The organism is Amycolatopsis pithecellobii (assembly GCF_009707865.1).
GTDB lineage: Bacteria > Actinomycetota > Actinomycetes > Mycobacteriales > Pseudonocardiaceae > Amycolatopsis_E > Amycolatopsis_E pithecellobii.
Genome location: NZ_WMBA01000023.1, coordinates 74,525 through 95,543 on the forward strand (window position 1 = coordinate 74,525; position 21,019 = coordinate 95,543).

Here is a 21,019-nt window from a genome sequence, read left to right on the forward strand (position 1 = left end):
TCTGGCAGCAAGAACGGAGAGACACGATGACTGACACCCTCCAGCACGACGCGGTGGCCAAGTACGACCTGAACGACCGATACCGCACCGGCGCCCCGGCCGTACTGCTGACCGGGGTACAGGCCATCGCGCGGCTGCTTGTCGAGCAGCACGAGCTCGACCGGCGGCAAGGGCGTCGCACGGCCGCGTTCGTCTCGGGATACCAAGGCAGTCCGCTGGGGGGCGTGGACCGGTTGCTCGGCGGGATGCCCGGCACGCTGGCCGCGAACGACGTGACTTTCGTGCCCGGTCTCAATGAGGAACTCGCGGCCACCGCGGTCTGGGGTTCCCAGATGGATCTCCCGGTCGGTGCCTCACCCTACGACGGCGTGGTGGGTATCTGGTACGGCAAGGGACCTGGTCTGGACCGCGCCACCGACACGCTGCGTCACGCGAACATGTTCGGAGTCAATCCGAACGGCGGCGCATTGCTGCTCGTCGGGGACGACCCGGGCAGCAAGTCGTCGACCGTTCCGGCGGTCAGTGAGCGGTCACTGGCCGCACTCGGCATTCCCGTGCTGTTCCCGCGCAACGCGACCGAAATCGTCACACTGGGACTGCACGGTATCGCCATGTCCCGGGCGTCGGGCTGCCTCGTCGCACTCAAGATCGTCGCCGATGTCGCCGACGGCGCCTGGACCGTCGACGACACCGTTTCCCAGGTTCAGACCACCACTCCACCGTCCAAATGGGACGGACTGCCCTGGACCTACCGGCAGCGCACCGTCGACCTCGCCCCGGGCCGCATCCAGGCGGCCGAGGACGACCTGTACGGCCCGCGCACCGCCGCGGTGATCGCCTACGCGGCGGCCAACAACCTCAACCCGGTCGAGGTCGACCCGCCCGCACCCACTGTCGGTTTGATCGCCTCCGGGAGCACCTACAACGCGCTGCGCCAAAGCCTTCTCGACCTCGGCGTCGACGACGCCCAGCTCGAGCGATCCGGCATCCGGGTCATGCGGATGGGCATGATCCACCCCGTCGACCAGGCCGCCATCGTGGAGTTCGCCGCCGGACTCGAGGAAATCCTCGTCGTCGAAGACAAGACCGCCTTCCTCGAAACCCACATCCGGGATGCGCTCTACGGGACCGCCCACACCCCCCGCGTCCTCGGGAAGAAGGACGCGGCCGGTCAGCCGCTCGTCCCGCACGACGGCGAGCTGACCGCCGGGCGGCTGACGGGACCGCTGCGCCGCGTGCTCCGCGACCGCGTCCCCTTGGCCGCCCCGGCCTCCGGCCCGATCCAGCTCCCCGTATTGAGCACCTCGCGAGCGCCCTATTTCTGCAGTGGGTGCCCGCACAACAGGTCGACCGTGCTTCCTGAAGGCTCCATCGGCGGCGGCGGCATCGGTTGCCACACAATGGTGACACTCGAGGCACGGCAAGCGTCGTCCGTCGTCGCGATCACCCAGATGGGCGGCGAAGGGGCCCAGTGGATCGGTCAGGCGCCGTTCACCGATGTCGGGCACATTTTCCAGAACGTCGGCGACGGCACTTACTTCCACTCCGGACAGCTCGCCGTCCAGGCCTGCGTCGCCGCGGGGGTCAACATCACCTACAAACTCCTGTACAACGAAGTCGTCGCCATGACCGGCGCACAGGACGCCGAGGGCGCGCTCCCCGTGGAGGCGCTGACCCACAAGCTCACCCACGAAGGCGTCAGCAAGATCATCATTTGCGCCGACGAGCCGGACCGTCACCGCCGCCGCAAGCTCGCCAAGGGAACGCTGCTGTGGCACCGGGACCGGCTCGACGAGGCCCAGCGTCTGCTGCGTGACACCCCGGGCGTCACCGTCCTGATCTACGACCAGCACTGCGCCGCGGACGCCCGGCGGCAGCGCAAGCGCGGAACGCTGCCCGCGCGCACGACCAGGGTCGTCATCAACGAAGCCGTCTGCGAAGGCTGCGGCGATTGCGGCAGGAAGAGCAACTGTTTGTCGGTGCGCCCCGTCGACACCGAGTACGGGCGTAAGACGCGGATCGACCAGACGTCCTGCAACACCGACTACAGCTGCCTCGACGGTGATTGTCCCTCCTTCGTCACCGTTGAGGTCGACCCCGAAGCCCGGCAGGCGCGGCACACGATCCCTGATCCTCCGAAGGTCCCCGCTCCCCCGTCGCCCGGACGATCGGGTCCCCAGGACGTGTTCCTCGCGGGCATCGGTGGCACCGGCATCGTCACCGTCAACCAGGTGCTCGCCACCGCCGCCATACTGGCCGGATATGAGGTCGAGACCCTGGACCAGATCGGGTTGAGCCAGAAGGCCGGGCCCGTCACCGGTCACCTCCGTTTCGCGGAGGTGAAACTCGAGCCCTCGAACCGGGTGTCACCGGGCGCTTCGGACTGCATCCTCGCCTTCGACCTGCTCACCGCCGCCGAACCGCGCAACCTCGCTTACGGCGATCCCTCCACGACCATCGCCGTGGCGTCGACCAGCGAGACGCCGACGGGCGACATGGTGTACGACCCGGCCGTGAGTTATGTGGCGGCGGAGGAGCTCGTCACGCGCCTGGAGTCGGTGACTGCCGAGCTCCATTCGTTCGACGCCCTCGCCGCCGCGGAGAAGCTGTTCGGGAACAACGCGGCTGCGAACTTCCTCATCGTCGGTGCCGCGTATCAGAGCGGGGCCTTGCAGATTCCCGCCGGCGCCATCGAGGAGGCGATCGGGATCAACGGGGTGGCCGTATCCGCCAACGTCGCGGCGTTCCGATGGGGCCGTGCTGCCGTTGCGGCACCGGACCGCTTTGCCGCCGCCACCGCGCCGCCGGAACGAGCGAAGGCCCCCGTACCGCCGGCGGCCTTGGCCGGGTCACCCCTCGACGGCGAGGTCCGCCGCCTCGTCGAGCTGCGGTCCGCCGAGCTCGTCGGGTACCAGGACGTGAAGACAGCCGAGAACTACATCCGGTTCGTCGAGCGAGTGTGGGACGCCGAGCGTGCCGTCACGCCGCAGACCCGCTTCACGGAAGCGGTCGCGCGCTACCTCTACAAGCTCACCGCATACAAGGACGAGTACGAAGTCGCCCGCCTCCTCACCGCCCCCGGTTTCGTCGAGGCGGCCACGGCCGAGGTCCCCGGGAGCGGTCGAGTGACTTTCCAGCTCCACCCGCCCATTCTCCGTGCACTCGGACGGAAGAAGAAGGTTCGTTTCGGCCCCCCATCGCACCGCGTGCTGCGCTCGCTGGCCGCGCTGAAGGGATTGCGCGGAACTCGGTTGGACCTCTTCGGATACGCCCACGTCCGGCGGCTCGAGCGCGCCCTGGTCGCGCATTACCGGGAGGTCGTCACCAGCCTCGCCGAGAGCCTCACGCCCGAAAACTACGAGCGAGCCGTCCGTGTCGCGAGCCTGCCCGACCTCGTCCGCGGTTACGAAGGGGTCAAACTCGCCAATGTCGCCCACTACCGCGAAAGCCTCGCGGCCGAAGGCATCGATACGCCATGGAGCCAGGCCGCGCCCCTCACTGCCGGTCAGGAACAGGGATAGGTGCGCGCGCGGGCCGTGTCGTTCATGATGGGGATCCACCCCAGCACAAGGACAACGAGGTTCGCGGATGGCACAGGGTCAAGGTGTCCTCTGGCATCGGAGGGCCGCATTGGAGCGAGAGTGGGCGCGGTGGGTGCCGGCGCCGACCACGCCCGGCAGCGGAGCCGCGGCCCCCGGATTGCGCCCCGAGGTCGTTCAGTCGTGGTCTCGCTCGCTCCGGACTGTCGACCCGGCCCGGGACAGCGCCCCGACCATCGACGACGGCGACGTCGGACCCCGGTGGGTGGAGTCGCCGCTGCGCGGACCGGTGACCGAGCTGGCCGAGGAACTGCGCGGCATCGCCGACGACGCGGGGTATATCGCCGCGGTCACTGATGAAACGGGCACAATTCTGTGGTCGTGTGGTGGCCGGGTGATGCGCCGGCGCGCCGAGCGGGTGAACTTCGCGCCCGGCGGGCGGTGGGACGAACCGCATATGGGGACCAATGCGTTGTCCCTCGCGCTCCGCACGGGCCGGCCCAGTTCGGTGTTCTCGGCCGAACATCTGGTCGCCGCGCTGCACGGCTGGGTCTGCTATTGCGCCCCGATCCGCGATCGACGGGGCAACCAGCTCGGTGTTCTCGACCTGTCCACGACTTGGGACCGCTCGCATCCGCTGGCGATGTCGACCGTGCGCACCCTCATCACCACGATTCAGACCAGGCTGCGTAACCCGGTGCCCACGGCGCGGGCCGGTATCCAGCTGAACTGCCTCGGCGTGGCCGAAATCCTGCGCGACGGCGTTCCCGTGCGCCTGCGACCGAGGCAAGTCGAGATCCTCGCCCTGCTGGCGCTGGAACCCGAAGGGTTCACGCCCGAGCGCCTGCGCGAGGCGGTCTACGGCGAGCGGCAGGTCAGCGCGACGACCCTCAAGGCCGAGGTGTCGCACCTGCGGCGGGCCGTCGGTGGTGACATCACCAGTCGGCGGTACGCGCTCGCGGGGCCGATTTCGTGCGATGCGGTGGACGTGCTCGCCGCGATCAGATCCGGCGACACGGCGACCGCGGTCCGGCTTCACCGTGGTCCGCTGTTGCCTGAATCGGACGCGCCGGGTATCGCGCAATGGCGGGAGTACCTGGAGGTCGGCGTGCGCACCGCGGTCCTGGAGAGCGACGTCGCCGAACACGCGTTGCGGTACGGCGAAAGCGCGCCTCACGATGTCGAGGTGCATGAGCACGCGTTGCGGCTGCTGGCCAGTGGCGATGTGCGCCGGGCCGGCGCCACCGCGCGCCTGCGAGCAGCTTCTCGCGACTGAACTCTTCGCGACGCCAACCTCGCGCCAACCCTCGTGAGTCACCGTGATCACCATCGCGGCGATCATCGCCGTGCCTGAGCACACCCCAGACTCAACGAGGAGCGTCGCATGATCTACGCGAAGCCGGGTACCGCGGGCAGCATCGTCAGCTTCGCCGGCCGTTACGACAATTTCATCGGGGGTGACTGGGTCGCCCCGGCGGACGGGCGTTACTTCGAGAATCCGTCTCCTGTGGACGGTGAGGCGTTCACGGAGGTGGCGCGCTCCTCCGCGGTGGATGTGGAGCGGGCGCTGGACGCCGCGCACCGTGCGGCGGAGAAATGGGGCGCCACCTCGACGACGGAACGTGCGAACATCCTCAACAAGATCGCGGACCGGCTCGAGGAGAATCTCGAGGCACTGGCGGTGGCCGAGACGTGGGAGAACGGCAAGCCGGTGCGCGAGACGCTGGCGGCGGATCTGCCGTTGGCGGTGGATCATTTCCGCTATTTCGCCGGTGCGATCCGCGCCCAGGAAGGCAGTATCGCCGAGGTCGACGCGGACACGATCGCCTACCATTTCCACGAGCCGCTCGGCGTGGTCGGGCAGATCATTCCGTGGAACTTCCCGATCCTGATGGCGACGTGGAAGCTGGCGCCCGCGCTCGCGGCCGGTAACTGCGTGGTGCTCAAGCCGGCCGAGCAGACCCCGGCCTCGATCCTCAAGGTCATCGAGCTGATCGCCGACCTGCTGCCACCGGGTGTGCTCAACGTCGTCAACGGCTTCGGCGTCGAGGCCGGTAAACCACTGGCCTCCAGTTCGCGGGTGGCGAAAGTGGCCTTCACCGGGGAGACCACCACCGGCCGGTTGATCATGCAGTACGCCAGCGAGAACATCATCCCGGTCACGCTGGAGCTGGGTGGCAAGAGCCCGAACATCTTCCTGCCCGACGTGGCCGACGCCGACGACGAGTTCCTGGACAAGGCCGTCGAGGGCTTCGTGATGTTCGCGCTCAACCAGGGCGAGGTGTGCACCTGCCCCTCCCGCGCACTGATCCACTCGTCGATCTATGACGAGTTCATCGCGCGTTGTATCGAACGCACCAAGGCCATCAAGGGCGGCCACCCGCTCGACGACACCACCATGATCGGCGCCCAGGCGAGTAACGACCAGTACGAGAAGATCCTGTCCTACATCGACATCGGTAAGCAGGAGGGCGCGCAGGTCCTCACCGGCGGGGATACCCGCAAGGTCGACGGCCTGCCCGGCGGCTACTACATCCAGCCGACCATCTTCAAGGGCAGCAACGACATGCGCATCTTCCAGGAGGAAATCTTCGGCCCGGTCGTGTCCGTCACCACCTACGACTCGGTCGACGAGGCACTCAACATCGCCAACGACACCCTCTACGGCCTCGGTGCCGGGGTCTGGACCCGCGACACCAACACCGCCTACCGGCTGGGCCGCGGCATCAAGGCCGGTCGCGTGTGGACCAACTGCTACCACGCCTACCCCGCGCACGCCGCATTCGGCGGCTACAAAAAGTCCGGCATCGGCCGGGAAACCCACAAGATGATGCTGGAGCACTACCAGCAGACCAAGAACCTGCTCGTTTCCTACTCGCCGAACAAGCTCGGGTTCTTCTGAGATGACACCTTCGGTCAACCGGGTCACCCTGACCGGGGCGGCGAACGCTCTGCTTGCCCGACTGGTGGAACAGCACGGCCCGGTGCTGTTCCACCAGTCCGGCGGCTGCTGCGACGGCAGCGCACCCATGTGTTTCCCCCGCGACGATTTCCGGGTCGGGGGCGTGGATGTGCTGCTCGGCCACGTCGGAGACGGTGTCCCGTTCTGGATGAGCGCCGACCAATACGAGTACTGGAAACACACGCACCTGACAGTGGACGTCGTCGAAGGACGTGGCAGCGGATTCTCCCTCGAAGCACCGGAAGGCGTGCGCTTCCTGATCCGCTCCCGGCTACTCACCGATGACGAAACCGACGCGCTCGCAGCAGGGCCACCACCTCCCCGAGGATCCGACCTGACGGAATGATCGGCCCAATTCCGCCGTGTTTCGCACCACCTCGGACATCGATCCGCCAAAGGCTGGAGGCGTCAGGCGAATTCTAGGTGGCGATTCAGTCCATCACCGCACCAAACGTCGCACCTGACATCCTCGGGCACAAATCCCGGCACCTTCGGACACTGCTTGCCCAGCAGGCGCATGTCTTGACGTTGTGCACCACCTCTTGCCGAGTCCGGCGCGCGCGAATTGCTCACCTATTTGGCGCACAGACGATCAACTCTCGCGGTGCTAGCGTAGTTGTCGCTCTGCTCACGCAGGCTGACAACTCTGGGGTGCGAAATTTCGCGTATAAGAATTAGGGTCTCGTTGTGTCCATAATTCGCGGCTCGCCGGCTGCCGGTTATTCATAATCCGGAGTTCCGGTTTTCGCCTTTGCGCGAGGGCGCGCGCACATTCGATAATGGTTACCCGGTGCGACGCTACTGTGTTTGTTTTTTGCTGAGCACAGGGTGGGCACGTTGGGAGAAACATGCCTGCTCGTGATGATCGTTCGTCCCGGCTGGCCGATCATGGCGAAGCTGAACTGCCGGCCGATCACTGGCTGACAGCTCAACTGGGCAGTTGTCCGTTGACGCGCCTACCGATCGACGCGCTGCTGCCTGCCGATTCACCTCGTCAGGGGGGCACCAGCCACAGTCACGCGGAGTTGCTTGCCGAAGTAGAGGGCACCCTACCGCCGATAGTCGTGCACGGGCCCACCATGCGGGTCGTTGACGGGATGCACCGGGTGCGCGCCGCGCAGGCGCGCGGTCAGCGTGACATCGCGGCAAAGGTTTACGACGGCACCGAACGAGACGCTTTTGTGATTGCGGTGAAACTCAATGTTCAGCACGGGCTCCCGCTTGGTCGCGCCGAACGCGTTGCGGCAGCCGAGCGCATCGTCGATTCGCATCCCGACTGGTCGAACCGCATGATCGCTTCGGCCACCGGCCTCTCCCCCAGCACCGTCGCGCAAATTCGAAAACGTTCGAGTGACTCGATCGACCAGTTGGACGCCCGGCGCGGACAGGACGGCCGCGTTCGGCCGCTCAACAGCGCAGCCGGACGGCTGCTGGCCGGCAAGCTCCTTGCCGAGCGGCCGGAGGCTTCGCTCCGTGCCGTCGCGCGGGAGGCGGGGGTCTCTCCGTCCACCGTGCAGGACGTTCGCCAGCGACTACGGGCCGGCGAGCATCCGCTTCGCGATCGGCAGCGAATCGGGACCGGCGGCGCAGGCGCCGTCCGGCCGGAACCTTCGCGCGAGCTGCAGCCGCAGTTTGTGAGTGACCCAGTCGGCAGGCTCGCGGATCTGAAGAACGATCCTGCACTGCGCTTCCGCGACACCGGGCGGGTGCTTCTTCGATGGCTCGATGTGCATATCGGTGGAATGGCACATTGGGACGACATTGTGCACAAGGTCCCTGAGCACCTAGTGGGTACGGTGGCGGACCTCGCACGCTCCCACGCCCAGGCGTGGTCCCGCTTCGCCGAACACCTTGAACGACGGGCGATCGACGACGGGCGCCGTGCCCGTTCCAGCGAAAGCGACGTAGGACCGGTTGAGAAGAGGTAATACACAATGCCGACGAATCTGCTGTACGTACCGACGAATCGACCTTGTGCGGACCAGATCAGCGAGCTTGCGAGGGAAGCTCTCCTTATTGGCACGGACGGTAGATCGTGTGTTCTCGCGCTTATCGAGCATTCTGACGCCCCCTGGGTTGATCAGCATCGGAAAACATTGGCTGAGCAACGGAAGTCCCAGGGCGTAAAGGTCATACACCTGACCGCGGGCGTAGCGGGCAACTTTCTCCGCACCGTGATCAACCGGCTGGATCTGCCCTCAGCCGACTCGAACCGATTGCTCGCGTTACTGAACCCAGATGAGCTGGCCTACGGGGCAGGTCCCAATAAGGCAGCGCTTCTGGCGGCCGCCCTGGGTTGCGATACTCTGCATCGCCGCGACTCCGATGTGCGAGTCGACGAGTGGTCGACGGGAAAAGCCTACCCCTGTGTTCCTGAACTCCAGGCGCTGGGCCGCAAGATCGCCGATCTTGGACTCACCCTCCAGCCGAACGGGGCCCGAAATCCGGACCCCAGCAAGACCGTCAATTTTGTCGGCACCAGTAGTTTCGGCAATTCCCCGCACGATCGACGCGATCTGCTGCTGGCGGGCGAGCACTTCCTCGTGGAACTTGAGCTTCTCGCCGCGCCCGACGAGTCACCCGATCACCTTCTCGAGGAACTACGGCAGTACCTTACGGTTGACCCGGGCATCCGGTACACGACCGATTTTGCCGAACTGGACCTCACCGCCCGTACCGTCATGCTTTCCTGTGCGATGAAAGACGTGTTTCTGGAACTTCCCGAAATGCCGATTCATCGAACGCTCGGCACCGACTACCTGCGCAGGAATCTCCTCCGCAACCTGCACTATCCCATTATTTTCCATTCTCGCAAGGTGCACCACCGGTACGATGACGACCGGGCCAAACAAGTAAACCCGAGCGCGGTGAATGACTACGCGCAACGAGACCTTCGGCACCTTATTCTGTGGCCAATTCTGACCCGCCATCACGAAACACTTCGACGCGCACCAAATTCTTTCCTCACCCCGGACGGGAAGTTGAATTCTGAGCAGTACGCCGCGAACCTGCTGGATGTACTGGAGGACGTTGTTCCCGTAATAAAGGAATTGCCTGAACGCTTCGTGTCGATTTACCGTGCGGCCGCCCGAACGGTCGGCGACAAGCAGGTCGCGGCCCGGCTGTACGGCGTCGCCGATGCGGTCGAAGCCGGCCCGGACTATGTCGGCGAAGTCGCCCAGGGGGTCGAAGATTACTGCTTTCTCGTTCGCCATTGGCGCGCACTCATCGAGTCGGCGGCCACCCTGGACACCAAGGACTTGTACGTCTGAGCCGAGCGCTTGAACGCGATCAAAGTTGCTTCACCAGCGGTGAGATGGCCACGAGCACCACACCGCGGGCACCGGCACCTGACTGATCACCCTTCCGCACCGGGCTGACGTAGTGGCTCACCCGCGAATTATGCACCGCGAAACCGTCCAGCGGCTGCTCCAAAATAAACTCGGAGTGAATCAGATCTGCTGAGATTTCTGACGGCAACAGACCTACGCAGCGTGGTGGGGCGATGTAGTTGACGGCGCCGTGAACATTTTCGCGCGTGACGAGGTGAATAAACGTAAAGCTCCGGGCGCCGCCGTCCTGATGTATCGTATTGGGCGTCGCCGCCGCTTCGCCGGAAGAGTCGTCAACGCCGAGCTTGACGCAGCCCACACCGACGTTCAGCGGACTTTGCCGAAAGCCGTCCAGCCACATCGTTTGTTCGAGATCGAACCGTATCATTCGCTCCAGAAGCGGATTACGTTGTATATCCGTCGGGATAGCTGGATACTGCCGTCGCACGTCGGTGAACTCTTCGTTGTACCCCTGCATGTCATAGTCCACGACCGCGCCATATTCCGGGTCATCGATGTTCGGAAGCCAGCTGAGCCGGCTGGCCCAAGGTAAATACACCGCTCGTGCATGCCGCCGATAGCGATGCGAATCCGGTGCGTAACGATCAGGTGGAAGAGTCTCAAAGAACCGGCGGATCTGTTCGAAGTGCGCACCGGATTCGCCGCCGCTCGCGCCGACGATATCCGACTCGCGGTATCGCGCCCAACCAGAACCTTGCAGATCGGAACCCTGGATAGTCATCACAGAATGAACCCCTAGTCCAGCGAAATTACAATCTTTCGAGCACGTCACTTACCGTGCGCACATAACAGTACCAGTAGACTTGGAGAGAATAAGGTACGCCATTGACGGGAACAAGCACCGCTGGCGCGCTTTTCCACCTGCCAAGGGCTTGCGGGGGACAGCGTGTGCTGGTCGTGATTGCCCTGGTAGATGCCTGATTGACGATTTCCTCCTGGCCAAATCTCTCCATGAGACGGATGGACTTTCGAGGCTTTGCTCCCGCCGAGTCAGGGACGATGACACCCTCAATGGCAAATGTCAGGCCGATAACGTGCCGTATCCGGCTGTCGCTCGCCCGGTTCGCGTTCTGCCTGATCAGCTCCAGCATTCCCGCAAAACGAGCGGAACCGGCGAGCTTGCGGTCCGACCACTTGGGCAGGACGCCCAGATAGTCAATCAACGCACTAGCCCGTGGACCGTCATTCTGAATGGTCTTATAGAGCTCATGGTCAAAGATCTCATCCGGCGGATCAGCGAGCTGCGGAATAACCCACTCGTCGGCCGGGAGTTTATAGATGCACTGCGCCACCGGCGAGAACGCACCAGCTGTCGTCGTATCCGGATCAGCGGCCTCGGTCACGATGTATGAATCCGATGAAATCCAATGATGGATATCCTCGGTGGTGATGCGCTCAAGGTATCCTCCGCAACTTTCCCAAGTTCGCCGTTTGCGGCGAAATTCTCGTATCGCGGATTCGGGGTCGACGGAGTACCGGCGGTCAAGATCAAGGATCCCCTGGACGACACTCGCGCCGATGAACATCTGTTGGTAGCGATCATAAAATCTCGTCGACGCGAGCATGTCGTCATCTTCGCGCACAATGCGGGTTGCCGAATTCAGAATCGACAGATTATGGGCAGAATACACGGCAGCTCCAGGGCAAGCTGGCTTACGCGAACGCGAAGAATTGCCAGCACTGTGGAAGTAGTACGGTGATCACCTTGGTACCACAGTTCGGCTTTGCGCGCCACGATCGCCGGCGCAATGTTCACAGTTTTGTTTCTGCGGGGTACTCGTACACATCTCCGACCGGGTTGCCGACATTCACCCTTTCGGGCACCACATTTTCCCTCGCCGTCCCGCAATACACCAAACAGCCCAGCTGTACTTACGGCAATTGCGAAGCCGTTGGGAAAATGGACGGTATCGTCTTCCGCAACCGGCTCATGGATTACCCGGTGAAACTTGACAGATCAGGCCTGGGTAGCCAGGCTTCACCAAATGTGCACAGAGCACAGCTGACCGTAATTGACAAGGTGCCAACTTTCACCTCATTCGAATGGAACATCTCGAATGGAAACAAGGAGTGTCGATGTCGAACGTTCCTGCGTCAATCTCCTCCGCAGACCCTGCATCCGCGGTTCGTGCCGGCGCTGGTGCCTCCGCGGAGCAGTGGGCGGATTGGCGTTGGCATATGCGTCACCGGGTCACAACTTTGGCGCAGTTATCTCGCTGGGTGAGGGTTACGCCGGATGAAGCGAAGGCTGTCAACGACTCGCGCGGGAAGTACCGGTGGAGTGTCACGCCCTACTACGCCTCGCTGATGGACCCCGATGATCCAACCTGTCCGATCCGTCAGCAAGCCGTACCTGCGCTGGGCGAGTTCCTCGATTTCGCTGATGCCGATGTCGACCCCGTCGGCGACATGTTCTACCGCAAGACCAACCGGGTAGTGCACAAGTATCCGGATCGGGTGATAATGATGATTACCGAATCCTGCCCGGTCTACTGCCGGCACTGCACCCGCAAGTTCCACACCACGGACGTGAACGGCACGTACTTCCGGGACAATGAGGGGGGCTCATTTGAGGAAGATCTGCGATACATCGCCGATCACCCGGAAATCAGGGACGTGCTACTGACCGGCGGAGATCCCCTGAGCTACCGGGACACGAAATTGGAAGAGATCATCTCGCAGCTCAGATCGATTCCGACCGTCGAGATCATCCGCATCGGCAGCAGATTCCCCGTACTGTTACCACAGCGGATCACTGATGAGCTGTGCGAGATGCTCTCGCGCTACCATCCAATATGGTTGAACACACACTTCAACCATCCTCGCGAGATCACCGATGAGTCGGCTGCGGCAGTCGACCGGCTGCTCCGGCACGGGATACCGGTAGGAAACCAGACCGTGTTGCTCAAGGGCATCAACGACAGCATCCCGACAATGCGCAAGCTCATGACCGAGCTGCTTCGGATCAGAGTACGGCCGTACTACCTTTACCACTGCGACAACGTCACCGGCGTCTCACACTTCATGACAACCATCGAAAAAGGCTGGGAAATCATGGAGGGACTGCAAGGGCATATCACCGGGTTCGGCGTTCCGCAGTACGTGTTGACCACAAAGATCGGCAAGATTCCGATCGCCAAGCCCGCCTACACGGAAACCGGCGACGGCTTGCGGTTGCGCAATTACAAGGGCCAAGAAATGACTTATCCGCAAAGGTCGCAGTCGTGATGGTAACGCAATAGGGAGAAAGTATGACGCGGCACGACATCGGTATTCCACGGAGCGACAGGTGGGACAGCGGTTCCGGCACCGAATTCCTCAAGCGGCTGACCGCTTCGCTCGGCGAGGCCGGCGTGAATGTGCGGCCACTCCCCCGGGCGGAACCGACCACAGAGGATCTGCGCGCGGTCACCACCCGGCGTCGTGAGCCCACGCTGTTTCCCGGCCTGGTCGCTGATTGGCCGGCAACGGCAGCGTGGACACCGGATCGCCTGATCAGCGATTACGGAGAGCGGCTCGTGACCGCGCTGATGGATCTGCCCGCGGATGGGGTGTTATTCCCTCGAGAGCAGCAATACTACGAGCGCACACTTCCCTTCGGCGACTTCGTGCGCAAGATGCTGGTCGCGACGTCCGCAGCCCCGTGTTACCTCGCTTACACGCCTGCCAAAGAGTTGTTCCCAGCGGAGGATTACGACTTCGACTCCCTCATCGAACCCGACCAGTACGAGGCCGGCACGTACATCTGGATCGGGTCAACCGGGACTCGTGCTCTGCTCCACTCGGATCCACGAGATAATCTCTTTTGCCAGATATACGGCGAAAAATCGATCGTCCTCCTTTCCTGGGACGAGACCAGTGCGGCGTACCCGTTCCCGGACAACATCGCCAACAGTCGTATCGATCTAGCCAATTTGGACATCAAGAAGTTTCCCCGGCTACGACACGCCACGCTGTATTCTGGAGTATTACGCCCGGGCGATTCCGTTTACCTGCCCCGCGGATGCTGGCACGATATACGTTCGCACGCTCCGTCAGTTTCGTTGAACCACTGGTTCGGGCCGCGGATGGCCTCCCAGGAGTACCTGAAGCAGTTGGTGTTACTGGGCCCACGGTACTGGGCCGCGACGCTGAACAGTTTTATTGTCAATGGTGTACTGGGGAAGCGCGAGGGGACCTTCTTTTTCTTCAGTCCTCCGTCGACAGGGAAACGACTGTTCAATCTGTTGAAGCAGCTGACAGGAAGGTCGTGAAGTGAGAGCCGCGGAAAATTTCCTCTGTATCGTGCCGCCGTATTTCACCAGCGGCGCGCCACCGCTGGGACCTGCATCGCTGCTGGCCTACCTCCGCGCGAACGGGCACGATGACTTCCAGTTCCTCGACCTGCGCCTATGGGTGCCGAATGCTTACGCGCCGACCTATCGTCCGGTCGGTGTTTTCGGCGAAACATATATTATGGACGTACCGGACCTCCCATTGGTACTCGGTGTATTACAACATTTTGCCAACGGACAGGATCCGGTTCCCGATCTCGACGATCGGTTCACCCGTTACTGCCTCGAGCGGGGAATTATTCCGTCGTTGTTGTACGATTACCTGGCCGACATGAACAGGTTCCTCGAGTCGGCAATGGCGCAGCTTCCAGACGTGAAGTTCATTGGTTTCTCGGTCTGGAGCTCCAACTACCTGACCACCCTGATGGCGTTGGCTCATCTCAAACGACGCAAGAACCCGCCCTATGTCGTTCTCGGTGGTCCACAGACAACGGAGAGCGAAGCTTCGGCCAAGCTGGCACTCCGCAGCGGGTTGGCCGATGTGGTGGCTGTCGGAGAAGGCGAGGCCACCCTTCTCGACCTCTACGAAAAATTCCGGGAGTCCAAAGGTGAGCCCGCTACCGTTGTGCCGGGCACCTTGCGGTACAACAGCCAATCGGGGCAATTCGAATCCGCAAGACGGCCTTTGGTCAAGCTGCCCGGACTGCCTTTACCTGCCTTCGACAAAGTCCCGCTGATGGCGTATCAACGTCGCCCCACCTCGCATCGCACGATCACCTACGAGCTATCTCGCGGGTGTACGGATAAATGTGTCTTCTGCAGTGAATGGGTCTTCTGGAAACGAATAAGAAATGACGCGATCAGTCACGTTGTGGACAACATCGTACGGCTGCAACAGATGTACGGATGCGAGGCGATATGGTTCATGGACTCGCTGCTCAACGCGACAGCTAGCCGGCTGTATCAGCTGGGCGAGGAGCTGCTCCGGCGAGATGTCCGGATAAAATGGGGCGGATATTTGCGGGCCAACGTCGACCGTGAGACCGCAGCCCTGCTCAAACGTGCTGGTTGTGAATTCGTTTTTGTCGGTGTGGAGTCCCTGTCGGACGAGACGCTGGCCAAGATGAACAAGAACCGGACCGAGGAAGACAATCTCGGTGCGCTTCACGCGCTTCTCGGCGCCGGCATCGACCGGGTCGTGGCCGGTTTCATACCGGGGTTTCCGGGCGATACCCGAGAACGCTTCGGACAGACGGCGCTCGCGCTGGAAAACATCCACCGCAGCTATCCGGGGCACTTCCGGGTCAACGTCGAGCCGTTTGTCATGTCGCCGAAACAACCGATGTATCACGAAATGGAGAACTACGGACTCGAGTCAAAACCGTGGAGTGCGGACTATCTCGATATTGCCGGGCAATACTCCGAGATCACTTCCGATATTCTGTGCTCGGTCGACGGCTCCAACCAGGGGGTCGACCGGATGGGAGAACTTCAGATAGCGCGGGTGGTGACCGCGACCAGCCCGAGCGAACCGGATCCGTTTTTGTACTACGAAGGTGAGGCGGTCTCGACCGGCGCGCTGGAGATCAGGGAGATGATGAACGGGTGGTACATGGGCCTGCTGAAGACGGACTACGCGCTCATGTATGGCCTGATCTTGACGCGGGAAGAACGAACGGAATATGAACGTCTCAAACAGAACGAAACGGTCGCCTCCGGTCTTGGGTACGGGAGAAGCTCGCAATCGTCGCTGCTCAGGCGGGAGCCGTTCACCAGCTATCTGAAAAAGATCGAAGACCTCCACCTCGTTCCGCCCCGGCGAGAACTGCCCGATATTCGCAACGGGCTCTATCATCGCGGCACGCCGGCGGCGACGGATGAACTTGTGTTGTCTCCCTTTGTGGTGGCGAGGACGGTTGCCGGCGGGGACGAACCGGCCGCGGCGGTGCTCGACTTCGTCTCCGCGAGGTGGCACATCATCGATGGCCGTTGGACCTGGCTTTTCCGTCGTTTGTCTGAAGGCCCGGTCAGCACCGCGACGCTGACGAGCGAAGGCGCTGCGGACACGGCCGCGGAGATCGAGCGACTCATCGAACTGGGCGTCGTGTGGACAACGTCCGAAGCGCGAAAGCTCCAGCTGAAGCTGGCGCAACCATCCGCATGAGGTCGACGCGACGTTTACGGCCACCAGGCAGGAGGACGACGTGAGGTCGTGCACAAACCAGGTACGGAGCCACCTATGATGCGTGTCGGCTTCACCTATGACTTGCGGGACCACTATCAGGCTCTCGGCTACAACTCGGAAGAGATCGCCGAATTCGATTATCTCGACACCGTCGAGGCCGTCGAGTCCGCTCTCAACGGCCAAGGGGTGGCTGTCGATCGAATCGGGACCGTACTGGATCTCGCACCTCGGCTGGTCGCCGGTGAACGGTGGGACCTTGTCTTCAATATGGCCGTCGGTTTGCATGGCGCAGGTCGGGAAGCGCAGGTTCCTGCGCTTCTCGACGCCTGGCAACAGCCGTACGCGTTTTCCGACCCGCTTACCAGCGCAATATGCCTCCACAAGGTCACGACCAAACACGTCTTCACCGCACACGGATTGCCCACCGCGCCTTTCGTCCTGGTCGAGGCCGAAAGCGATCTGGCAAAGGTGGACCTGCCGTTCCCGTTGATGGCGAAGCCGGTTCACGAGGGCAATAGCAAGGGCGTGTCACCGGCATCAAGAATCGACTCGCCGGAGGCGCTTCGCGAGATCTGTTGCCAGCTTCTCGCACGCTTCCGGCAGCCGGTTCTGATCGAAAGCTTTCTTCCCGGCCGCGAGATGACAGTCGGGATCCTCGGAACGGGGGACAACGCAACCTCCATCGGGGTGATGGAGAAACTGCTCGGCGAGGAACCGGTCTACTTCAAATACGATGTCGGTTTTCCTGGCCGGCTCGTCAACGACGCCGAAGCGCTTCGAGCGCAGGACGTGGCGCTGCAGGCGTGGCGGGCGGTCGGTGGCCGTGACGGAGGCCGGATCGATCTGCGGTCAGATGCCCATGGGCAACCGCATCTTCTTGAGGTGAATCCGTTTCCCGGGCTCCGCCCTGGCTATGCGGACCTGCCGGTGATGAGCGAACTCGCCGGTATCCCCTTTGCCGAGCTGATCGGCCGCATGTTGCGGTCCGCGTGCGAGCGATGGGAGCTGTCGGACGGGTCTTGACGTTGTGCTATGCCCACAGCCGGTGTCGATGTGCCAGGGCCACGGCGAAAGCCAGTGCCGCATAACCGAGGTTCGCCGCGAGCCGCATGATGATGCCGAAGGGCCGGTCGTTGAGCTTCTCCGCATGGGACACGTGCCGGAACGCGTCCGCGTGTGGCACCAGGTAGCCGAGAAACAAGAAACCAGCCGCTGCGGCAGCCTGACCACGTACCGGGGGCACGCACAAACCAATGGCCAAAGCGATCTCCACCGCCCCCGATACGGCAATGACCGTACCGGGTCTCGGCATCCAGTCCGGCACCAGCGAGCGAAACCGAGCGGGTCGGAGCCAGTGCGTCAGGCCGACGCCGGCAAGCAGCGCAGCGAGCGCGAGGGCAGCCCATGAGAGAATCACGAGGTGATGGTCGCCGAGCCGAATACCTGGCGTATTGAACGCAACGGCACTACCTCGACCGCCGCGTCGTGTGCCGAATTCGGCCGCTACACCCAGGACTCGGCGCAGAGTGTGGCCACACACCGCAATCCTGCGTGGCAGGTGGTGCTCTCCTGGGGCGGCCCGGTGACGGTCACCCAGCCCGGGGGGCCGTCCGTCGCGGGTTCGGGAGTCGTGATCGCGCCCCGGATCCCGCGCGCGGTGGCCTGCCCCTCAGGCGCCACGTCACTATGGATCGACCCGCACCGGATTGCCGCACCGATATCCAGCCTCTACGCGCTCGAGCCTGCCACCGTCAGCCGACTGCTTTCGGCCGCGGGCGGAGACCTGGATGCCTCGCGGTTGCGACGCGTCATCTGCGATATCTTCGGCGAAGTCCCCTCCGTGGATGCGCGACTTCTTCGAGTGCTGGCCCTGCTCGGCACTGACCTGGATACGGATGCGCTGGCCGACGAAGCGGGCGTCTCGTCGCGGCGGTTGCGTCAGTTGTCCGCGCAGCAGTTGGGCGGTCCGCTCGGCATGCTGCGCCGCTGGTATCGGCTGCGCGAGGCGCTCCTCCAACTCCCCCATCATGCGACCGCGGCCATCGCGGCCCGCGCCGGCTTCGCCGATCAAGCGCATCTGATCCGCACCTGCCTCGCCTTGAGCGGCCGCACGCCCGGCTCGCTGCTCAACCAGTCATAGCTGGTCAAGTGGCCGACCACCGATGATGGTCAACCGGACTCGCCGGAGGACCTCGAGATCGACGGTGGGGTCACCCGCGACGGCGATCAGGTCCGCTGTGTATCCGGGAGCGATCCGCCCCGCCCGAGCTCCCACCCCGAGCGCATCGGCTGCCACCCGGGTGGCGGAGGCAAGCGCGTCGATGGCCGGCAAACCGCAGCGCTGCAACAGAAGTAGCTCGTCGACCAGGTCTGCGAATCCCACGTCTCGCCAGCCTGCGTCGGTGCCGGCGATGAGTCGCACGCCGGCGGTATGGCAGTCGCCGACGCTGCGAATCACCGCGTCGGTCCGCCGCAGAGCCTCGTCGAGGTCGGCGCGCGCCTGGCTGTCCGACGGCGAGTCTCGTAGCCGGCGACGGAGCAGCGGGACACGATGGGCAACAGCCCAGATTGTCGGGCAGATAACGACACCGGTGGTGGCGAGCCGCTCCAGCAGTGCGCCGTGCGCGATGGAGGAACGCGCCTGATCCGGCCATCCGTGCTCGAAGTGACGTACTCCGGCGTCGAGTCCCAGCGAAATGGTCTCCGAGTTGAGAGCGTGCACCGTGACTGGGAGCCCATGCTCGCGAGCGGTCTGGACCACTGCCCGCAGTTCGTCGGCGGTGTACGTCGAGACCAACGGATCCGTTCCGGGCGTGCCACCGCCGCAGCCGATCACTTTGATCCAGTCGACGTTCGCCTTCGCGAGGTCGTGGACGGACTCCCTCAACTCCCCTACCCCGGAGACCTCCCGGCCGAAGCTGTGGGCGTGCCCGCCGGGTGGCGTCAGCGCTGGACCCGCGACCACGCAGTGTGGAAGTCCCCTCATGGCCGTGTCGCGTAGCCGGATCATGCTGTCGCCCGGGCTGCCGCAGTCCCGGACGGTCGTGATGCCGGCTTGTGCGGCGACACGGAGGTTTCCGGCAGCCACGTCGGAAAGCGCCTCCGGGCCGTTCGGCGGGGACATTCCGCCACGCAGTGTCGCGTGGACATGAGAATCGATCAACCCGGGGAGCAAGGTCGTTCCAGGCAGGTCCATGACCGTTGTCCCTGGCCCGTAGGCAGGGTCGTCGTGCGCCCGCACCGCGGTGATCAGCTCGCCGGTGATCAGGACACGCGGGGAAGGCAGCAGGTTCGCCCCATCGAACAAGGAGTCGGCGCGAAGCAGCAGACTGCTCATCCGGTGACCCGCTCGGCGACGTCGAGATTGTCCAGCTCGTCCAGCGAGCCGACATTGCTGGTGTCCGGGAGCGTGCACACCAGGACAAGGGTGAGGACAGCGGTGACTCCGACCATGTAGAGCGCCGGCGCCAAGCTGCTCCCGAAGACTTTCGTCACCCAGGTGGCGACGAACGGTGCGGTGCCACCGAAGACGACGTATGCGACGTTATACGCGACCGCACCGCCAGTCACCCGGATACTGGTGGGAAGCATCTCCACCGTCAGCAAGTTGTAGCAAACCGACAAGGCGGCCACGAGCGTCCCGAGAACACACATGACGCACACAACCGCCGCATATCCGCTCGGCAACAGCTGGTACAACGGCAACGGGGCCAGCACCGCGACACCAGCGGCGACCAGGAACCAACGCCGGCGGTTGACCGCGTCGATGACACGTCCGAACACGACGAGGGCTATCAACTGAGCGGTCGCCCCGATCATGAGCGCGGCCAGCGCCTGCCGGGGGCTGTAGTCCAGCTTCACCTGCAGATGCGAAACCAGGTACCCGAGGAAGATGTAGGTCACCAGCCCGACCACGCCGGCCGCGCAGAAGATGGTCACCAGCACACGGGTGTGAGTTCGCAGCGCCTTGCGCACCGGAATGGTCTTGACCACTTGCTGTTCCTGCTCGCCGCCACGTTCCTGCTTGGCTTGGAACTCGCGGTAGACCGGCGTCTCCTCCATCCGCAGGCGCAGGTAAAGGCCCAGTACGGAGAGCAGTCCGACCACGATGAACGGCACTCGCCAGCCGAAGTGCTGGATCTGGCTCGCGCTCAGCCAGCCGAGCACGAACAAGGACATGGCCGTGCCGAGAACGGTGCTGAGCGCAACCGTCGCGCTGATGATGCTCGCGTGCTTACCCCGGCGGTCCGACGGCGCGTGCTCGGTGACGAAGGCGGTAGCACTGTTGTATTCACCGCCGGCGGATACGCCCTGGACGATGCGGCAACAGATCAGCAGCACCGGGGCAAGCACCCCGACCTGCGCGTGTGTGGGCAGGACACCGATCGCGGCGGTCCCGGCACCCATCAGAACGACCGCGAGCGACAGGGCGTATCGCCGGCCTTTCCGGTCCCCGATGACTCCGAAGAGAATGCCGCCGAAGGGGCGGGCGAGGAACGCGACGGCCAGCACGGCGAAGGTAGCCAGCAGGCCGGTGAGCGGGGCCTTGCCGGGGAAGAAGTTCGCGGCGATTTGCGGTGCGAACAGCCCGTAGATCGAGAAGTCGAACCATTCCAGTGCGTTCCCGATACCGACAGCGATCAAGAGCTTCCGTGGCGAAGCTCCTTGCTGGGTCGACTGGGGATTCGGCAATCGCGCCATCTGGG

The 21,019-nt window shown here is 63.7% G+C and carries 16 protein-coding genes; 11 read left to right on the forward strand and 5 right to left on the reverse strand.

The window, feature by feature from the left end:
- The first annotated feature begins 26 nt into the window (after positions 1-26).
- The 6 genes from GKO32_RS16585 (at position 27) to GKO32_RS16610 (ending at position 9,773) form a co-directional block, all read left to right on the forward strand.
- A complete protein-coding gene (locus tag GKO32_RS16585; protein WP_154757771.1) occupies positions 27-3,521 on the forward strand; it encodes an indolepyruvate ferredoxin oxidoreductase family protein in 3,495 nt (1,164 codons plus the stop codon).
- A 67-nt stretch (positions 3,522-3,588) separates the two neighbouring features.
- Complete coding sequence (locus tag GKO32_RS16590) at positions 3,589-4,815, forward strand: sigma-54-dependent transcriptional regulator family protein (RefSeq protein ID WP_154757772.1); 1,227 nt, start codon at positions 3,589-3,591, stop codon at positions 4,813-4,815.
- Between the two features lie 108 nt (positions 4,816-4,923).
- Positions 4,924-6,441 carry an aldehyde dehydrogenase gene (gene adh / locus GKO32_RS16595; protein ID WP_154757773.1) on the forward strand — a complete coding sequence of 506 codons (1,518 nt, stop codon included), beginning with the start codon at positions 4,924-4,926 and terminating at the stop codon, positions 6,439-6,441.
- A 1-nt stretch (position 6,442) separates the two neighbouring features.
- On the forward strand, positions 6,443-6,847 hold the full coding sequence (locus tag GKO32_RS16600; protein WP_154757774.1) for a DUF779 domain-containing protein: 405 nt from the start codon (positions 6,443-6,445) through the stop codon (positions 6,845-6,847).
- A 502-nt stretch (positions 6,848-7,349) separates the two neighbouring features.
- A complete protein-coding gene (locus GKO32_RS16605; RefSeq protein WP_154757775.1) occupies positions 7,350-8,429 on the forward strand; it encodes a ParB/RepB/Spo0J family partition protein in 1,080 nt (359 codons plus the stop codon).
- Positions 8,430-8,435: 6 nt separating this feature from the next.
- On the forward strand, positions 8,436-9,773 hold the full coding sequence (locus tag GKO32_RS16610) for a DUF6271 family protein (protein WP_154757776.1): 1,338 nt from the start codon (positions 8,436-8,438) through the stop codon (positions 9,771-9,773).
- A 19-nt stretch (positions 9,774-9,792) separates the two neighbouring features.
- Here the strand turns inward: GKO32_RS16610 and GKO32_RS16615 are convergent, their stop codons facing one another.
- The gene (locus GKO32_RS16615; protein WP_166459603.1) at positions 9,793-10,575 is read right to left on the reverse strand and encodes a 2OG-Fe dioxygenase family protein; all 783 of its coding nucleotides are present in this window, start codon (positions 10,573-10,575) and stop codon (positions 9,793-9,795) included.
- 28 nt (positions 10,576-10,603) lie between these two features.
- Entirely contained in the window at positions 10,604-11,485 is an 882-nt protein-coding gene (locus GKO32_RS16620; RefSeq protein WP_154757778.1) for a hypothetical protein, read from the reverse strand.
- A gap of 445 nt (positions 11,486-11,930) precedes the next feature.
- On the opposite strand from GKO32_RS16620, the gene blsG reads away from it, so the two are divergent.
- The 4 genes from blsG to GKO32_RS16640 all read left to right on the forward strand — a co-directional run bounded on the left by blsG (position 11,931) and on the right by GKO32_RS16640 (position 17,336).
- Positions 11,931-13,082, forward strand: coding sequence for an arginine 2,3-aminomutase (gene blsG / locus GKO32_RS16625; protein ID WP_154757779.1), 1,152 nt, complete (start codon positions 11,931-11,933; stop codon positions 13,080-13,082).
- 23 nt (positions 13,083-13,105) lie between these two features.
- Positions 13,106-14,107: a cupin-like domain-containing protein gene (locus GKO32_RS16630; RefSeq protein WP_154757780.1), complete on the forward strand. Its 1,002-nt coding sequence runs from the start codon at positions 13,106-13,108 to the stop codon at positions 14,105-14,107.
- A 1-nt stretch (position 14,108) separates the two neighbouring features.
- The gene (locus tag GKO32_RS16635; RefSeq protein ID WP_154757781.1) at positions 14,109-16,292 is read left to right on the forward strand and encodes a B12-binding domain-containing radical SAM protein; all 2,184 of its coding nucleotides are present in this window, start codon (positions 14,109-14,111) and stop codon (positions 16,290-16,292) included.
- Between the two features lie 78 nt (positions 16,293-16,370).
- The gene (locus GKO32_RS16640; RefSeq protein ID WP_154757802.1) at positions 16,371-17,336 is read left to right on the forward strand and encodes a D-alanine--D-alanine ligase family protein; all 966 of its coding nucleotides are present in this window, start codon (positions 16,371-16,373) and stop codon (positions 17,334-17,336) included.
- 7 nt (positions 17,337-17,343) lie between these two features.
- Here the strand turns inward: GKO32_RS16640 and GKO32_RS16645 are convergent, their stop codons facing one another.
- Positions 17,344-17,730, reverse strand: a complete 387-nt coding sequence (locus tag GKO32_RS16645; protein WP_154757782.1) for a DoxX-related protein — start codon at positions 17,728-17,730, stop codon at positions 17,344-17,346.
- Positions 17,731-17,736: 6 nt separating this feature from the next.
- On the opposite strand from GKO32_RS16645, the gene GKO32_RS16650 reads away from it, so the two are divergent.
- Positions 17,737-18,453 (forward strand): helix-turn-helix domain-containing protein, encoded by a 717-nt coding sequence (locus GKO32_RS16650; protein WP_246243921.1) that lies wholly within the window; start codon positions 17,737-17,739, stop codon positions 18,451-18,453.
- Here GKO32_RS16650 and GKO32_RS16655 read toward each other — a convergent pair.
- Positions 18,448-19,650, reverse strand: coding sequence for an amidohydrolase family protein (locus GKO32_RS16655; protein ID WP_154757784.1), 1,203 nt, complete (start codon positions 19,648-19,650; stop codon positions 18,448-18,450). The two genes, GKO32_RS16650 and GKO32_RS16655, sit on opposite strands and share 6 nt — an antisense overlap.
- Positions 19,647-20,957, reverse strand: a complete 1,311-nt coding sequence (locus GKO32_RS16660; protein WP_166459604.1) for an MFS transporter — start codon at positions 20,955-20,957, stop codon at positions 19,647-19,649. The genes GKO32_RS16655 and GKO32_RS16660 overlap by 4 nt, the downstream gene beginning before the upstream one ends.
- Between the last annotated feature and the right edge of the window lie 62 nt (positions 20,958-21,019).

What these genes read in the sequence shown, in the direction of transcription:
- GKO32_RS16640 (WP_154757802.1), top strand. Translation starts at nt 16,371, where the DNA reads ATGCGTGTCGGCTTCACCTATGACTTGCGGGACCACTATCAGGCTCTC.
- GKO32_RS16655 (WP_154757784.1), bottom strand. Translation starts at nt 19,650, where the DNA reads ATGAGCAGTCTGCTGCTTCGCGCCGACTCCTTGTTCGATGGGGCGAAC.
- blsG (WP_154757779.1), top strand. Translation starts at nt 11,931, where the DNA reads ATGTCGAACGTTCCTGCGTCAATCTCCTCCGCAGACCCTGCATCCGCG.
- GKO32_RS16615 (WP_166459603.1), bottom strand. Translation starts at nt 10,575, where the DNA reads ATGACTATCCAGGGTTCCGATCTGCAAGGTTCTGGTTGGGCGCGATAC.
- GKO32_RS16605 (WP_154757775.1), top strand. Translation starts at nt 7,350, where the DNA reads ATGCCTGCTCGTGATGATCGTTCGTCCCGGCTGGCCGATCATGGCGAA.
- GKO32_RS16650 (WP_246243921.1), top strand. Translation starts at nt 17,737, where the DNA reads ATGGTCGCCGAGCCGAATACCTGGCGTATTGAACGCAACGGCACTACC.
- GKO32_RS16585 (WP_154757771.1), top strand. Translation starts at nt 27, where the DNA reads ATGACTGACACCCTCCAGCACGACGCGGTGGCCAAGTACGACCTGAAC.
- GKO32_RS16600 (WP_154757774.1), top strand. Translation starts at nt 6,443, where the DNA reads ATGACACCTTCGGTCAACCGGGTCACCCTGACCGGGGCGGCGAACGCT.
- GKO32_RS16630 (WP_154757780.1), top strand. Translation starts at nt 13,106, where the DNA reads ATGACGCGGCACGACATCGGTATTCCACGGAGCGACAGGTGGGACAGC.
- GKO32_RS16590 (WP_154757772.1), top strand. Translation starts at nt 3,589, where the DNA reads ATGGCACAGGGTCAAGGTGTCCTCTGGCATCGGAGGGCCGCATTGGAG.
- GKO32_RS16610 (WP_154757776.1), top strand. Translation starts at nt 8,436, where the DNA reads ATGCCGACGAATCTGCTGTACGTACCGACGAATCGACCTTGTGCGGAC.
- adh (WP_154757773.1), top strand. Translation starts at nt 4,924, where the DNA reads ATGATCTACGCGAAGCCGGGTACCGCGGGCAGCATCGTCAGCTTCGCC.